The 15,483-nt window shown below is 46.3% G+C and carries 13 protein-coding genes; 7 read left to right on the top strand and 6 right to left on the bottom strand.

Annotation, left to right across the window (positions count from 1 at the left end; all coding sequences use genetic code 11):
- Position 1: 1 nt before the first annotated feature.
- Positions 2-2,197, bottom strand: a complete 2,196-nt coding sequence (gene scpA, locus ICN15_RS08180; protein WP_216202216.1) for a methylmalonyl-CoA mutase — start codon at positions 2,195-2,197, stop codon at positions 2-4.
- 98 nt (positions 2,198-2,295) lie between these two features.
- Here scpA and ICN15_RS08175 point away from each other — a divergent pair, with 98 nt between their 5' ends.
- Positions 2,296-2,934 carry a GntR family transcriptional regulator gene (locus ICN15_RS08175; protein WP_216202215.1) on the top strand — a complete coding sequence of 213 codons (639 nt, stop codon included), beginning with the start codon at positions 2,296-2,298 and terminating at the stop codon, positions 2,932-2,934.
- Positions 2,935-3,019: 85 nt separating this feature from the next.
- Here ICN15_RS08175 and ICN15_RS08170 read toward each other — a convergent pair whose 3' ends face one another.
- Together ICN15_RS08170 and ICN15_RS08165 are read right to left on the bottom strand one after the other, a co-directional pair.
- The gene (locus ICN15_RS08170) at positions 3,020-3,373 is read right to left on the bottom strand and encodes a cytochrome c (RefSeq protein WP_216202214.1); all 354 of its coding nucleotides are present in this window, start codon (positions 3,371-3,373) and stop codon (positions 3,020-3,022) included.
- A gap of 17 nt (positions 3,374-3,390) precedes the next feature.
- Positions 3,391-3,756, bottom strand: a complete 366-nt coding sequence (locus ICN15_RS08165; protein WP_216202213.1) for a cytochrome c — start codon at positions 3,754-3,756, stop codon at positions 3,391-3,393.
- Between the two features lie 158 nt (positions 3,757-3,914).
- Between ICN15_RS08165 and ICN15_RS08160 the strand changes: the two genes are divergently transcribed.
- Genes ICN15_RS08160 through ICN15_RS08150 form a run of 3 tightly spaced genes read left to right on the top strand, consistent with a single transcriptional unit; the run spans position 3,915 to position 6,484 of the window.
- Positions 3,915-4,772 (top strand): MoxR family ATPase, encoded by an 858-nt coding sequence (locus ICN15_RS08160; protein WP_255532935.1) that lies wholly within the window; start codon positions 3,915-3,917, stop codon positions 4,770-4,772.
- Positions 4,773-4,805: 33 nt separating this feature from the next.
- Positions 4,806-5,981, top strand: a complete 1,176-nt coding sequence (locus ICN15_RS08155) for a VWA domain-containing protein (protein WP_216202211.1) — start codon at positions 4,806-4,808, stop codon at positions 5,979-5,981.
- Positions 5,982-6,022: 41 nt separating this feature from the next.
- Positions 6,023-6,484, top strand: a complete 462-nt coding sequence (locus ICN15_RS08150; RefSeq protein ID WP_216202210.1) for a RidA family protein — start codon at positions 6,023-6,025, stop codon at positions 6,482-6,484.
- 12 nt (positions 6,485-6,496) lie between these two features.
- Here the strand turns inward: ICN15_RS08150 and ICN15_RS08145 are convergent, their stop codons facing one another.
- Positions 6,497-7,147 (bottom strand): nucleotidyltransferase family protein, encoded by a 651-nt coding sequence (locus tag ICN15_RS08145; protein ID WP_216202209.1) that lies wholly within the window; start codon positions 7,145-7,147, stop codon positions 6,497-6,499.
- Positions 7,148-7,210: 63 nt separating this feature from the next.
- Between ICN15_RS08145 and ICN15_RS08140 the strand changes: the two genes are divergently transcribed.
- Positions 7,211-8,170, top strand: coding sequence for an XdhC family protein (locus ICN15_RS08140; protein WP_216202208.1), 960 nt, complete (start codon positions 7,211-7,213; stop codon positions 8,168-8,170).
- A gap of 72 nt (positions 8,171-8,242) precedes the next feature.
- Here ICN15_RS08140 and parC read toward each other — a convergent pair whose 3' ends face one another.
- Positions 8,243-10,588 carry a DNA topoisomerase IV subunit A gene (gene parC, locus ICN15_RS08135; protein ID WP_370625436.1) on the bottom strand — a complete coding sequence of 782 codons (2,346 nt, stop codon included), beginning with the start codon at positions 10,586-10,588 and terminating at the stop codon, positions 8,243-8,245.
- Between the two features lie 119 nt (positions 10,589-10,707).
- Positions 10,708-12,696 carry a DNA topoisomerase IV subunit B gene (locus tag ICN15_RS08130; protein WP_216202207.1) on the bottom strand — a complete coding sequence of 663 codons (1,989 nt, stop codon included), beginning with the start codon at positions 12,694-12,696 and terminating at the stop codon, positions 10,708-10,710.
- Between the two features lie 78 nt (positions 12,697-12,774).
- On the opposite strand from ICN15_RS08130, the gene ICN15_RS08125 reads away from it, so the two are divergent.
- Both ICN15_RS08125 and ICN15_RS08120 read left to right on the top strand, forming a co-directional pair.
- Complete coding sequence (locus ICN15_RS08125; protein ID WP_216202206.1) at positions 12,775-13,995, top strand: CaiB/BaiF CoA-transferase family protein; 1,221 nt, start codon at positions 12,775-12,777, stop codon at positions 13,993-13,995.
- Between the two features lie 5 nt (positions 13,996-14,000).
- Entirely contained in the window at positions 14,001-15,233 is a 1,233-nt protein-coding gene (locus ICN15_RS08120; protein WP_216202205.1) for an MFS transporter, read from the top strand.
- The last annotated feature ends 250 nt before the right edge of the window (positions 15,234-15,483 follow it).

Genomic DNA, 15,483 nt, shown 5'->3' with positions numbered 1-15,483 from the left:
ATTATTGAGGGTTTACAGATTTACGAATCTGCTCCAAGACATCTTTTGCAGAAGCGTGGATCGGCGTTCCTGGACCGTAAATGCCCTTCACCCCGGACTCATAGAGAAACTCATAATCTTGCCTTGGGATTACACCCCCCACGAAAACAATGATGTCATCAGAGCCTTGCTTCTTGAGTTCTGCGATGATTGCGGGCACTAAAGTTTTGTGCCCTGCGGCCAATGTCGAGATACCAAGGGCATGAACATCATTCTCAATCGCTTGACGAGCGCATTCTTCTGGAGTCTGAAATAAAGGTCCAATATCCACATCGAAGCCCAGGTCTGCAAAGGCGGTAGCAACCACCTTGGCGCCACGATCATGACCGTCTTGACCTAATTTTGCGATCATGACACGGGGACGACGACCAAAATCTTTTGCAAAATCAGTAATTTCTACTTTCAATTTTTCCCAGCCTTCAGCTGAGTCATAAGCGGCTGCATACACTCCGGTCACCTTTTGAGTATCGGCGCGATGGCGCCCGTAAATTTTTTCCAATGCATCAGACACCTCGCCAACCGTCGCACGCAAGCGCATGGCTTGTATTGCTAGATCGAGTAAATTACCTGTGTTGTCTTCGGCGGCTTTGCTTAATGCTTCTAGAGCGACATTAACTGCCCTACTGTCACGCTTAGCTTTGATCTCTTTTAAGCGCACAACCTGGCTCTCGCGAACCATGTCATTGTCAATCACTAAGACATCGACTAAATCCTCTTTGCCAAGCTTATATTTATTGACGCCGACGATGACATCAGCACCGGAATCAATCTTAGCCTGCTTCTCTGCAGCAGCTGCTTCAATTTTTAATTTAGCCCAGCCACTTTCCACCGCCTTGATCATCCCACCCATGGCATCGACCTCTTGGATAATCTCCCAAGCTTTATCAGTCATCTCTTGCGTGAGACTTTCCATCATGTAAGAGCCAGCCCAGGGATCAATCACGCTAGTAATATGCGTTTCTTCTTGCAAAATCAACTGCGTATTTCGGGCAATCCGACTAGAAAACTCGGATGGCAAAGCAATGGCTTCATCAAATGAATTCGTGTGCAAGGACTGCGTACCGCCAAATACTGCTGCCATAGCCTCAACGGTTGTCCGCACAATATTGTTATAGGGATCTTGTTCAGTTAGCGACCAGCCCGATGTTTGGCAGTGGGTGCGCAACATTAAAGACTTTGAATTCTGAGGTTCGAATGATTTCATAATTCGCCACCACAGGAGTCTGGCGGCGCGAAGCTTGGCAACCTCTAGATAGAAGTTCATACCAATTGCGAAGAAGAAAGAAAGTCGACCGGCAAAGCCGTCGATATCTAAGCCTTTAGCAAGTGCTGTTTTGACATACTCCTTACCATCGGCTAATGTGAATGCCAATTCAAGTACTTGATTCGCACCCGCCTCTTGCATGTGATAACCCGAAATCGAAATCGAGTTAAATTTCGGCATATTTTTCGTGGTGTACTCAATGATGTCGCCAATAATGCGCATGGAAGGCTCTGGTGGATAGATATACGTATTACGCACCATGAACTCTTTCAGAATGTCATTCTGAATCGTTCCAGAGAGCAATTCTGGTCTCACACCCTGTTCTTCACCTGCCACAATATAGCCAGCCAATACCGGTAATACGGCACCGTTCATCGTCATTGAGACCGATACCTTGTCCAATGGAATACCATCAAACAACACTCTCATATCTTCTACAGTATCAATGGCCACACCCGCTTTACCCACATCACCAGTAACACGGGGATGATCGGAGTCGTAGCCACGATGGGTTGCTAAGTCAAAAGCTACCGAGACACCCTGCCCGCCTGCCTCAAGCGCTTTGCGGTAAAAGGCATTTGATTCTTGTGCGGTTGAAAAGCCAGCGTATTGTCGGATGGTCCATGGTCGAACCGCGTACATCGTCGCTTGAGGCCCACGAACAAATGGCTCAAAGCCTGGTAAAGAATGGGTGTATTGAAGCCCTTTGGTATCCTCTGCGGTATAGAGAGCCTTCAACCGAATTCCATCCGGTGTCTGCCAACCTAATTTCTCCACATTGCCATCGGGCGCTGACTTTTGGGCAGCTTTTTTCCAGGCGTCTAAATTGCTATCTGGCACCTTTGGCCATTGACTAGATTCTTTCGATACTGCTTTTTTGCCACTTCCACTCATAAAGCACTCCTGGTTGGCTTTATTGCTACATCTTCAAAATTTGATTAAGTCATTTTGCTTGACATTTTTCGGTTTGTCTAGATACTGTATACATTATTATGAATACAAAACTCATTAATCGGCCATTATCCGAAGAGGTTGCAGAACGCCTTCGTGAGCAGATCTTTTCCCATGAGCTGGCACCAGGCAGTTGGTTGGATGAACAAAGCCTGGCTTTAGCCTTTGGCATTAGTCGCACTCCAATGCGTGAGGCCATCAAAGTATTGGCAACTGAAGGTCTAGTCACAACCAAAATGAATAAAGGAGCCTATGTCACCGAGGTAGATCGGAAGGATTTAGAACAAATCTTTACCGTTCTCTCATTACTTGAGGGTCAGGCTGCTAAAGAAACAGCTATAAAAGCTAGTGAAGAGCAGTTAACCCATCTAGACGACTTGCATCACCGCCTAGAAAAAGCAGCCGCAGACCGAGATTTAGAGCAATTCTTTGAAATCAATGTGAAATTTCATGAAATGATCCAAGAGATTGCCGACAATCCCTGGATGAATGGGGTTATTGATGACCTTCGTAAGGTACTTAAACTCCAGCGGCGGGATTCTTTGAGTCGCAGTGGACGATTATTGAGCTCCCTTGTTGAACATCGAGAGATTCTTCAGGCAATTCTCAATAGAGATCCTTTGGCTGCAGAGGCGACCATGCGCCAACATCTTGCTCGGGGGCTTGAGGCAACAAAGTAAGTTGGGATTCAGATATATCCCATAAAAACAAAGGCTTAGAATATTAATCTAAGCCTTTTTATAAAAAATCTCACTGCAGTGAGGATTATTTTCTAACTACAAAATTCCCGGGTAAAGTGGCGATATAAGCAGCGATATCTTGCATATCAGCATCGGTCCAATTGAGCACCTGAGAAGCCATAATCGCATTATTGCGACCAAACTGAGGATTAGAGTTACCCACTTTGTAGGCACGCAAAGCGTAATACAGGTAATCCGCATGTTGCCCAGCCAGCTTCGGATAAACAGGTAGGATCGGGGCGTTTAACCCCACACCGTGACAAGAAGCGCAATTGCCCTTCTCTACAAGAGCCTGACCCTTTTCTGCGCTAGCAGCTTGAGCCAAACCGATGCTCGATAACAATATGGCAGTTAAGGCAGTGATTAATGTGAATTTCATAAACGTATCTCGAATGATCACTTCAATGGGTTTTTTGGTGAGTTGGCAGTTTGCGCAGCATAGTATTCGGCAATATCAGCCATATCCTGGTCAGATAAGCTGCCTGAGATTGCGCGCATCGTTGGATGCTTTCTTTCACCCTTCTTGTAGGAATACAAAGCACTAACAATATAGCCGGCGTTTTGGCCGCCGATCATAGGCACTTTATAGACCAAAGGATAGTCAGCACGATAGTCAGGAATGGAATGACAGCCCGTGCAGAGCCATACTTTACTTTGGCCAGCTTCGGCAGTCCCTTTTACATCAGCAGCCTGGGCTAAAAAGCCAGTTAGGGCCAAACTAGTGCAGAGGGCCAATTGAGAAAGAATAGGGAGTTTTTTCATAGAATTTAGACGTTTGATTCGGATCAATTTGGACAGATTATAGCGGACTGAGGGCGAGATACCCCATTTAAGGGGCTTAAATCAAAGAAAATGCAGAAAAACTTGTTCCCTTACCTATACTTGAAAGCTATTTAACGACCGATGGAATGGACTCAACCATGACCAAGACTCAAACTCGCTTTGACGGCTCAAAAAGCTATGTAGCCACTGATGATCTGAAATTGGCAGTGAATGCAGCGCTTCAACTTCAGCGTCCCCTATTAATTAAGGGTGAGCCGGGAACTGGTAAAACAATGCTAGCTGAGGAAGTTGCCTCAGCATTGGATATGCCCTTGATGCAGTGGCATATTAAATCCACAACTAAAGCCCAGCAAGGTCTTTACGAATACGATGCAGTTAGTCGCCTCAGGGACTCTCAATTGGGCGATGAAAAAGTAAAAGATATTCGTAACTACATTGTTAAAGGGGTTCTTTGGCAAGCATTTGAAGCAGATGAACCGGTTGTCTTACTGATTGATGAAATTGATAAGGCAGATATCGAGTTTCCGAACGATCTCCTGCGAGAAATCGATCGAATGGAATTCTATGTCTACGAAACACGTGAGCTGATTAAAGCCAAACATCGCCCTTTAGTGATTATTACCTCCAATAACGAAAAAGAATTGCCAGATGCTTTCTTGCGACGCTGCTTCTTCCATTACATCTCCTTCCCTGATGCAGGGACAATGCAGAGTATTGTTGATGTCCATCACCCTAATATCAAACAAGAATTGCTAGAAGCTGCCCTTAAGGCCTTCTATCAAATTCGGTCTTTACCCGGTTTAAAGAAAAAACCATCCACTTCAGAGTTAATTGATTGGTTAAAACTCCTATTGGCAGAAGAAATTCCAGCAGAAGCGCTGTACAGTAATGAAGAAAAAATAGTTATCCCTCCCCTGCATGGTGCTTTACTTAAAAATGAGCAAGATATTCATCTCTTTGAACGCCTAGTGATGATGAATCGCAATCATCGTTAATTACCGTTTATCACTCATCACACTTAATCAGCCATGCTGATCCAATTCTTTCTGAATTTAAAAGAAGCAAAGGTTCCTGTTTCTGTGCGGGAGTTTCTGACTTTGCTAGATGCCTTAAAGGAAGGAGTGATTGAGCCATCGATTGATGACTTCTATCAATTGGCTCGTATGACGTTGGTAAAAGATGAGCAGCACTTTGATCGCTTCGATCAAGTATTTGGCGCCTATTTTAATGGGATTGAAAAAATCATCGCTTCAGCGCCAGATATCCCGCTCGACTGGTTGGAGAAAAAATTACAACGTGTATTAACAGCAGAAGAAAAAGCAGCTCTCCAAAAATTAGGTGGGCCTGAAGCTTTACAAAAGCGTCTACAAGAGCTCATGAAAGAGCAAAAAGAATGGCACGGGGGCGGCAATAAATGGATTGGTGCTGGTGGTTCATCTCCATTTGGACACAGCGGCTATCACCCTGAAGGCATTCGTATTGGTGGCGAAAGTGCAGGCAATAGAACAGCAATTAAAGTCTGGGAGGCTCGAGAATTCAAAGACTATGACAGCGATCTCAGTCTGGGAACGCGCAATATCAAAATGGCTTTACGGCGTTTACGCCGATTTGCTAGAGAGGGCTCGAACTTCGAACTAGATCTAGAGAAGACCATCCATTTCACTGCAGCAAATGCGGGCATGCTCGACATCCAAATGCGGCCTGAGCGTCATAACCAAGTCAAAGTTCTGCTGTTGATGGATGTCGGTGGATCGATGGATGACCATATACAACGGATTTCAGAATTATTTACCGCTGTTAAAGCCGAGTTTAAGCACCTGGAGTATTACTACTTTCACAACTGTGTGTATGAGCATTTATGGCAAAGTAATCGTCGGAGACGCGATCAAGTTGCTACTACCCAAGAGATCATCAATAAGTATGGCCCAGACTACAAACTGATTTTTATTGGCGATGCCACGATGTCTCCATACGAAATTCTGAGCCCGAATGGTTCGGTGGAATACAACAACCGAGAAGCTGGAGCCACTTGGATCAATCGTCTGATTGACCACTTCCCCCACTTTGCTTGGCTCAACCCTGAGCCAGAATCGGTATGGCAGTACAGGCAATCCATCGATATCATGAAAGGCTTGATGAAAGACCGCATGTACCCAGTCACCTTAAATGGCCTTGAAAGTGCCATGCGTCAGCTTTCGAAGTAAGATTTACTCACTCTAACTTTTTTATTTAACGTAAATACTCTATGACAAACCACATTAGTGATCGCCTCAAAGCACTTGGAATTGATTTGCCACAAGCAGGGGCCCCTGCCGCTGCCTACGTAATGGCGGCCACTTCAGGTAATACCGTATTTTTATCGGGTCATATTGCCAAGCACGAGGGTAAGCCTTGGGTTGGCAAACTTGGCCTGGATATGGATACAGAAACAGGTCAGGCTGCAGCAAAGTCGATTGCCGTTGATTTAATTGCCACCTTACAAGATCACTTGGGGTCACTTGATAAAGTGAAGCGAATCGTTAAAGTGATGGGATTAGTGAATTCCACTCCTGAGTTTACCGAGCAACACTTGGTGATGAATGGCTGCTCCGAGTTGCTATTTGAGGTATTTGGTGATGCAGGAAAGCACGCCAGAAGTGCATTTGGCGTAGCGCAGATCCCTAGGGGGGCCTGCGTAGAAATTGAATTGATTGCCGAGATTGAATAAGCTCACCTCAGATTAACTCAAGCTTAATTTGTGCCTTTGGATGTCTTCTATCGTATCGACATCCAACACGAATGATAAATTCTGCGTATGTAAGATGCGCACCTGCTCCGGGTGGGCATCCATATAGCTTCGACAAACCAGCTCTGTTGCCTTTAAGGTATTTAAGACAGCCACTCTAGAAAACAGTACAGGATTTCCGCGTTTTCCATTCACCATCGGCAAGATGATTTCTTCACTAAGGTTGCGCTGAGAAAATTCCTCTAACAGCTCTGCGACTTCCTTTTCACCGATTTCTGGCTGGTCGGAAAGCGCAACTAATAAGACATCAAATTGACTTCTGAGTGACTCTAAACCTAGGCGAACGGATGAGGGATGACCCTTTTCGGGGGCGATATTCAATATGGACTTGATCTGGTGATTTAAGGTGCCATTGAGTTTGGCCAATTCAACTTCAACTGCTTGCGCATAGAAGCCTGTTACAGCAATAAATTCCACTAGATTAAAGCCTTGTATGGACTTAGAGAATCGCTCTAGCAAGGTCTGACCATCTTTACGTAATAGAGCCTTGGGATGCCCACCTAGACGACTGCCTTCACCCGCAACCAGCAATAGAACAGCGAGGCGTAGGCTTGGGGTTTGAGTGATCAGGCTGGAACTTGTCATTAGAAGCATAATAAATACATTGGTGGCAAAAAATAATAAATAGAAGAATATTGAAGATAAGAAATGAATAGTACTGATTTAAGTGTTTTAAAAGCTACGGTGGATTGGCTCAAATCCGGCCATCAAGTCGCTATTGCCACAGTAGTCCAAACTTGGGGTTCGGCCCCAAGGCCAATCGGTTCCTGGCTAGCAATCAGAAGTGATGGCCAAGTAACTGGCTCAGTCTCCGGCGGGTGTGTTGAAGATGATCTGATTCGTCGAGTTCAAACAGAGATTCTGAATCGTGAAACCCCAGAGACGGTAATCTATGGAGTGAGTCAACAAGAGGCAGCCCGCTTTGGTTTACCTTGCGGTGGCACCCTTAGATTGCTAGTAGAGCCAAAACCTGAGCTAGCTACTTTAGAGGCCGTGCTTGCCTCCATCTCTAACCACCAAATAATCTCTCGAACAGTAAATCTGAATACAGGCAAGTCAATACTGACACCGGGCATTCGCAACGAGACTTTTATCTGCGACGATGCAATCATGAAAACTACTTACGGGCCCCGTTGGCGCATGGTGATCATTGGCGCTGGCCAGCTTTCGCTCTACACAGCGGACTTTGCTTTGGCATCTGATTTTGAAGTGATCGTAATCGATCCCCGCGAAGAGTATGCCGAAGGTATTGATCGTGAGGATATTCAGTTCATTAAAGGGATGCCGGATGATGTGCTGCTCGAATTGGGAGTGGATGCGCATACCGCTGTGGTTGCCTTAACGCATGATCCTAAGCTCGATGATATGGCACTCATGGAGGCATTAAAGTCCCCCGCTTTTTATGTCGGCGCATTAGGTAGCAGAGTCAATACTCAGAAACGTAAAAGCCGCTTACTGGAGTTTGATGTTACCGAGGATCAGGTCGAGCAACTGCATGGCCCCGTGGGTTTATTCATCGGCGCACTGACCCCACCAGAAATTGCGATATCCCTTTTGGCTGAAGTCATTGCCGTTAAATACGGCGTACCTATTCCCGAGAAAACCTAGGTAAAGAAAAACCCAATCGAGTGACTGATTGGGGTTTTTAATACCTGTAACGGAGAAGTTACAGCGGTGTAGTTAATTTGCCTTTAGCTTGCCATCCTTCAGTCGCGGCTCCACAAAGTGGCCTTTGCGTGCACGATTACCTGCGAAAGACTTCAAGGTTTTAGCATCTAGACTTAACTCCGTGGGCTTGCCTGCACGACCAGCACCGGTGTAAGTTGCACCACCAGCACCAACAGCGATTGCAGAAGCCAACTTCTCTTTATCATCTAAGCCCATCAAGATCACCCCTTTGCCACCAGTAGGCAAGCGCTTAAGTTCATCTAATGGGAAGACCAGTAATTTGGAAGCTTCAGAAAGGCAGGCCACTTGTTTCATGCCCGCAGTAACTTTGGCAGCACCTAGGGGTGCATCGCCACCAGGGAACTTGCTATCAATGCCCACGAAGGACTTACCTGCTTTGTTGCGGGTGGTCATATCTGCTACGTTTGCAAGAAAGCCGTTACCGGATCTGGTAGAAATCAATACCAAGTCATCAGCTTGGCCGGCGTAATACGCCACCATTTGCGATCCAGCAGCTAAGTTAACAAAGCTTGTTAATGGCGAACCATCGCCTCTTGCCCCCGGCAACTCACTGACAGGAACCGTATAGACTCGGCCGTCGCTACCAAAGCCCTGCATCACATCCACAGTTCGACATTCGAAGGTAGCGTAGAGTCCATCGCCTGCCTTGAAGGCAAACTGAGTAGCATCATGTTCATGGCCTTGGCGAACGCGTACCCAGCCCTTTTGAGACACAATGACAGTGACCGGCTCATCCAGTATTTTGGTTTCTGCTACAGCACGTTTATCTTCTTGAATCAGGGTCCGGCGATCATCACCAAAATCCTTCATATCAGATTCAATTTCTTTAATGATGCGCTTTCGCAGTACGGCATCACTTTGCAATAAACCTTGGAGATCATCACGCTCAGACTTGAGCTCTTTGAGTTCTTGCTCAATCTTGATACCTTCCAAGCGAGCCAACTGACGCAAGCGGATGTCCAGAATGTCCTCTGCTTGTCGATCACTGAGTTTGAACTCCTTTATCAGATCTACTTTAGGCTCATCGCTATTGCGAATAATCTTAATGACCTTATCAATATTCAGAAGGACAATTAAGCGCCCTTCTAAAATATACATCCGGTCATTGACTTTTCCTAAGCGATACTGAGTACGACGTGTCACCGTAGCCACTCGGAAAGAAATCCATTCAGCAATAATTTCTTTGAGGCCTTTTTGACGAGGACGTCCATCCGTACCGATCATCACCAAATTCATTGGTGCATTCGATTCCAGTGATGTATGGGCAAGCAATAGGTTCGCAAACTCATTAACGTCAATGTTCTTACTCTTCGGCTCAAATACCAGTCGCACGGCTGCATCTTTGCTGGATTCATCACGCACACCATCAAGAACATTCAGAATGGTGGATTTGAGATTGCTCTGCTCTGGAGTTAAGGTCTTTTTACCGACCTTGACCTTAGGATTCGTAATCTCTTCAATCTCTTGCAAGACCCGTTGAGATGATGTCGAGGGTGGCAATTCATTCACGACAATTTGCCACTGACCTCTAGCCAACTCTTCAACAGACCAGCGCGCCCGTACTTTGAGACTACCGCGGCCCGCCTCATAAATCTGTGCAATCTCCGCAGATGAGGAAATAATTTGACCGCCGCCGGGATAATCTGGACCTGGCATGATTTCTAGGAGGTCTGAAGTACTCACTTTAGGAGACTTCATTAAGGCAATGGCAGCACTAGCGACTTCGCGTAAATTATGCGAAGGAATCTCGGTAGCCATACCAACTGCAATTCCAGAAGCACCGTTCAGCAAAACAAATGGTAAGCGCGCTGGGAGAAGCTTAGGCTCCTGAAAAGAGCCATCATAGTTTGGTGCAAAATCAACCGTTCCTTGATCAATCTCGCTGAGTAATAGGCCGGCAATCTTTGTTAGACGAGCTTCTGTATAACGCATCGCTGCAGCACCATCGCCATCGCGTGAACCAAAGTTACCCTGTCCGTCAATCAGTGGATAGCGTAAGGAAAAGCTCTGTGCCAAACGTACCAAGGCGTCATAAGCAGACTGGTCTCCGTGCGGATGAAATTTACCCAGCACATCTCCAACTACACGGGCACTCTTGACGGGTTTGGCATCAGCACGCAAACCCATCTCACTCATTGAGAATAGGATGCGACGCTGCACCGGCTTTTGACCATCGGATACATCTGGCAAGGCACGACCCTTGACAACGCTAATCGCGTAATCAAGGTAAGCGCGCTCTGCGTAGACGGCCAGCGTTAAGCTATCTTTGTCATCCTCATTGAGCTCCACTAATTTAGGATCATGGGGATCCTTAGGACCTCCTGATTTCGATGCCATAGATGCGACAGGTGCATCTACTTCAACAATGCTCATCTCAATTGGTTCAGCAGCAAATAAATCGGCTTGATCAGCTTTTTTAGAGAAGCCAGTATCACCAGAAGTTTTTTTAGTTGCCATTAGATATCCGCCTCAACCTCATTACCGCGCTCTTCCAACCAATCACGACGTGCTCCGGATTCGGATTTACCCATCAACATATCCATTGTTTTAATTGTTTCATTTTCCGTCCATGCCCCTAGTGTCACTGGTAATAAGCGACGGGTATCTGGATTTAAGGTGGTGTCCCATAACTGCTCTGCACTCATCTCACCCAAACCTTTAAAGCGAGAAATTTGCCAAGCGGATTCTTTAACGCCATCTTTACGCAACTTATCTTCAATCGCTTGCAGCTCATTGGCATCTAACGCATAAATTTTTTGCGCAGGTTTTTTACCTCTTGCTGGCGCATCTACTCTAAATAATGGTGGCCTTGAAATATGAATGTGCCCTAGTTCAATTAACTTCGGGAAATGCTTGTAGAACAAAGTGAGTAGTAGCACCTGAATATGCGCACCATCCACGTCCGCATCAGAGAGGATGCAGACTTTGCCATAACGCAAATTCGATAAATCCGGGCTGTCATTGGCACCGTGCGGATCGACACCGATCGCAACTGCAATGTCATGGACTTCGTTGTTAGCAAACAAGCGATCACGCTCTGCTTCCCAAGTATTGAGGACCTTACCGCGCAATGGCAAGATTGCTTGATACTCTTTATTACGACCCATCTTGGCTGAACCACCGGCAGAGTCTCCCTCTACAAGGAAGATCTCATTCAAACTGATATCCTCACTCTCGCAATCAGTCAACTTGCCAGGCAGAACAGCAACGCCTGAGGATTTTTTCTTCTCTACTTTTTGTCCAGCACGGGTTCTGGCCTGTGCTTGCTTAATAACCAGATCCGCGAGTTTGCGTCCGTAATCAACGTGCTCATTAAGCCACAGCTCTAATGCCGATTTAGCGTAACCAGAAACCAAGCGGACCGCATCGCGCGAGTTCAGGCGCTCTTTAATTTGACCCTGAAACTGAGGATCTAATACCTTGGCAGAAAGAATGAAGGAGGCGCGAGCAAAGACATCTTCAGGCATCAACTTCACACCCTTCGGTTGTAAGGCATGCATCTCGATAAAACCTTTAACGGCATTAAATAGTCCTTCGCGCAAACCACTCTCATGCGTTCCTCCTGCCGGAGTCGGAATCAGATTTACATAACTCTCACGCACAGGTGCGCCATCTTCAGTCCAAGTCACGACCCAGGCAGCACCCTCGCCTTCGGCAAAGGAATCATCATCGCTATTGCCAGTAGCGTATTGCTCACCTTCAAATGGGGGGATGACTTCTGCACCGTGCCCTGCTTGGGCCATGGCTTCATTTAAATAGCCACGTAAGCCTTGGGCATATTGCCAAGTCTGACTCTCGCCAGACTTTTCTTGTATCAGAGTGACTTTCACTCCGGGTAGTAAAACTGCTTTTGAACGGAGCAAGCGAATCAGCTCTGGCATCGGAATGCCAGGACTATCGAAGTATTTACCATCAGGCCAAGCACGCACACGCGTACCGTGCGATTTATCGTCTTTGCCAGCACCACTGGTCTTGAGTTTTTCGATCACCCGACCATCTGCAAAGGTCAAGGTAGAAACCTTGCCTTCACGCCATACGGTGACTTCCAAGCGCTTGGATAAGGCATTGGTTACCGAAACACCAACCCCGTGCAAACCCCCTGAGAATGCATAAGCACCACCACTGCCTTTTTCAAACTTACCGCCTGCGTGCAACTGGGTAAAGACGATTTCAACGACAGGCAACTTCTCAGTAGGGTGTATTCCTACTGGAATTCCACGCCCATCATCCTCTACGCTCACACTGCTATCGGTGTGCAAAGTCACAGTAATGTGCTTACCAAAGCCGCCCAAAGCCTCATCAGAAGCGTTATCTAACACCTCCTGAATAATGTGCAGGGGGTTATCAGTGCGGGTGTACATTCCCGGCCGTTGACGGACGGGTTCTAGCCCCTTAAGGACTTGAATCGATGATTCACTATATTCAGAAGTTTTACGGGTAGCCATGGCGGGAAATTGTAGTCATGTCTGAAACAAAACCGGATTTTTCCTGAATTACCCCTATATTCATGCCAAAATCGGGGCATGGGAGCTTTAAGTCATCTTCGCGTTTTAGACCTTAGCCGGGTACTTGCTGGGCCGTGGTGTGCTCAAAATCTGGCTGATTTGGGTGCAGACGTCATTAAGGTGGAACGACCTGTCGCTGGGGATGACACCCGGCATTGGGGCCCTCCTTTTGTGAAGGATGCCCAAGGCAAGGACACGGCAGAATCAGCCTACTTCGTCTGTATTAATCGCAATAAACGCTCCATTACCGTCGATATCAGCAAGCCTGAAGGCCAAGACATCATCCGTCAGCTGGCTCAAGAGTCCGATATCGTCATTGAGAACTACAAAGTAGGCGACTTGGCTAAATATGGCCTAGATTATGAAAGCCTCAAAAAGCTTAAATCCGACCTGATTTATTGCTCCATCACGGGGTTTGGACAAAATGGCCCCTATGCCAACCGTCCTGGTTATGACTTCATCATTCAAGGAATGGGTGGTTTCATGAGTGTGACTGGTGAAGCTGAGGACTTTCCTGGGGCTAGCCCACAAAAGGCAGGGGTAGCAATTGCCGATATCTTTACTGGCATGTACGCCAGCACCGCCATCTTGGCTGCAGTGGCTCATCGAGATCAAACCGGTCAAGGCCAATATATTGATATGGCCCTCCTAGATACGCAAATTGCCGTTATGGCCAATATCTCTAGCGCCTATTTATGCTCTGATCAGGTTCCTAGTCGGTACGGTAATGCCTCCCCAATCATTGTTCCGTATCAAACTTTCCCCAGCTCTGATGGCTGGATCATCGTTGCGGTTGGTAACGATGGTCAATTTAAGCAATTTGTGACTGCTGGCGGGGAAGCCCATCTGGCTGACAACCCCCTCTACGTCACCAATCCTTTAAGGGTTGAAAATCGCAAGTTACTGATTCCATTGCTAGAAGAGATGACCCGCCACAAAACCAAATTGGAATGGATTGCGCTCTTAGAGGCCGCAAAGGTTCCCTGCGGCCCTATCAATAACTTTGAGGAAGTCTTCAATAACGAGCAAGTCAAAGCGCGAGGTGTGCAAATTGAAGTATCTCACCCAACGGCGGGCTCCATGAAACTGGTGGGAAGCCCGATGCGACTCTCAGAAACGCCCGTAGAGGTTCGTATGGCTCCACCAACCCTAGGCCAACATACGCAGGAGATTTTGCTAGAGCGTTTAAAGCTCGATCCTGAAGCCATAGTTGCACTTCAAGCAAAAGGCGTGATCTAACTCTCATGTCTTTGAGTAATTTCAGTCCCAAGTTATCGCTGCGGCAATTACTAATATTCGGCGGCCTGATGGTGACATTTTCCATGGGTATTCGTCATGGCTTTGGGCTCTTTAATCTCCCTATTACGATGGCCAACGGTTGGGGACGAGAAACCTTTGCCTTAACTATTGCATTACAGAATTTAGTTTGGGGTGCAGTGCAACCAATCACCGGCGCATTGGCTGATCGTTATGGTGCACTCAAAATAATGGTGATTGGTGGGGCTCTCTATGCGCTCGGTTTAACTGGCATGGCGCTCTCCACGGATAGCTTTAATTTCTTATTAGCTGGCGGCTTATTTATTGGTCTTGCACAAACAGCAACTACCTACAGTGTGGTCTATGGAATTTTAGGTCGCAATGTTTCTGCAGACAAACGCGTGTGGGCAATGGGTATTACTGCAGCCGCTGGATCATTTGGACAATTTCTGATGATTCCAGTGGAGCAAGGTTTGCTTAGCAGCATCGGTGCTAATGATGCACTCTTAATACTCGCACTCATGGCCAGTCTCATGATTCCGATTGCGTTTATGTTGCGCGAACCAAATGTCACGAACACACATCAAGGCAGTGATCAAACAATCAAGCAGGCTTTGAAAGAAGCAATGAGCAATCCGAGCTTTAGATTTTTGACTTTAGGTTATTTTGTATGTGGCTTTCAGGTGGTCTTTATTGCTGTCCATTTAGCGCCGTATCTGAAAGATTTATCGCAAATTTATCCCGCAGTCGGTGCACCAGTAGTTGCCACTACGGCACTTGCTCTGATTGGACTATTTAATATCTTCGGCACCTATAGTGCTGGCATTCTAGGTCAACGCTTTCCGAAGCGTTACTTGCTATCTGGCATCTATATCTTGAGATCCATTGCCATCGCAGGCTTCATCTGGCTGCCTCTGAGCCCAACAACCACCTACATCTTTGCCGCTATCATGGGTTTCTTGTGGCTCTCTACCATCCCACTAACGAATGCAATCGTGGCGCAAATCTTTGGAGTTAAATATCTTTCAATGCTTTCTGGTTTAGTGTTTTTTTCACACCAACTGGGTAGCTTCTGTGGCGCTTATTTTGGCGGTTATTTATTTGACCGCACGGGCTCTTATCTGATTGTTTGGGAAATCGCTATCGCCTTAGGTGTCTTTGCATTCTTAGTTAATCTTCCCGTTAAAGAGCGGGCAATTCATCGCACTGTAACTGCCTAAAATGTTTAGTACGACAGCAAACCATTCATTATTAAAAGCGTTGATTTATTTAATAGTGACCCTAGTATTAGGAAGTATTTTTATCGCATACTTAGCGCCCGAGACCATGATTGCAATCACTAATCAAGTATGGGCAATGTGCGGTTGGTGAATTGGACTTGCGTAGATAATGGTTTGTCGCACTACATTATTTTTTGTAATTGATCTAGTTTTTTAAGTAATTATTTTTTGAAGTATGTTTTCTGGCTCT

Source organism: Polynucleobacter sp. CS-Odin-A6, assembly GCF_018882095.1.
In the GTDB taxonomy this organism is placed as follows: domain Bacteria; phylum Pseudomonadota; class Gammaproteobacteria; order Burkholderiales; family Burkholderiaceae; genus Polynucleobacter.
Note: the sequence above shows the minus strand (reverse complement) of the source record. Positions and strands in the feature narration are given on the sequence as shown.

Excerpts from the sequence above, each read along its gene's own strand:
- scpA (WP_216202216.1), bottom strand. The coding sequence starts at position 2,197 with ATGAGTGGAAGTGGCAAAAAAGCAGTATCGAAAGAATCTAGTCAATGG.
- ICN15_RS08175 (WP_216202215.1), top strand. The coding sequence starts at position 2,296 with ATGAATACAAAACTCATTAATCGGCCATTATCCGAAGAGGTTGCAGAA.
- ICN15_RS08170 (WP_216202214.1), bottom strand. The coding sequence starts at position 3,373 with ATGAAATTCACATTAATCACTGCCTTAACTGCCATATTGTTATCGAGC.
- ICN15_RS08165 (WP_216202213.1), bottom strand. The coding sequence starts at position 3,756 with ATGAAAAAACTCCCTATTCTTTCTCAATTGGCCCTCTGCACTAGTTTG.
- ICN15_RS08160 (WP_255532935.1), top strand. The coding sequence starts at position 3,915 with ATGACCAAGACTCAAACTCGCTTTGACGGCTCAAAAAGCTATGTAGCC.
- ICN15_RS08155 (WP_216202211.1), top strand. The coding sequence starts at position 4,806 with ATGCTGATCCAATTCTTTCTGAATTTAAAAGAAGCAAAGGTTCCTGTT.
- ICN15_RS08150 (WP_216202210.1), top strand. The coding sequence starts at position 6,023 with ATGACAAACCACATTAGTGATCGCCTCAAAGCACTTGGAATTGATTTG.
- ICN15_RS08145 (WP_216202209.1), bottom strand. The coding sequence starts at position 7,147 with ATGACAAGTTCCAGCCTGATCACTCAAACCCCAAGCCTACGCCTCGCT.
- ICN15_RS08140 (WP_216202208.1), top strand. The coding sequence starts at position 7,211 with ATGAATAGTACTGATTTAAGTGTTTTAAAAGCTACGGTGGATTGGCTC.
- parC (WP_370625436.1), bottom strand. The coding sequence starts at position 10,588 with ATGGCATCGAAATCAGGAGGTCCTAAGGATCCCCATGATCCTAAATTA.
- ICN15_RS08130 (WP_216202207.1), bottom strand. The coding sequence starts at position 12,696 with ATGGCTACCCGTAAAACTTCTGAATATAGTGAATCATCGATTCAAGTC.
- ICN15_RS08125 (WP_216202206.1), top strand. The coding sequence starts at position 12,775 with ATGGGAGCTTTAAGTCATCTTCGCGTTTTAGACCTTAGCCGGGTACTT.
- ICN15_RS08120 (WP_216202205.1), top strand. The coding sequence starts at position 14,001 with ATGTCTTTGAGTAATTTCAGTCCCAAGTTATCGCTGCGGCAATTACTA.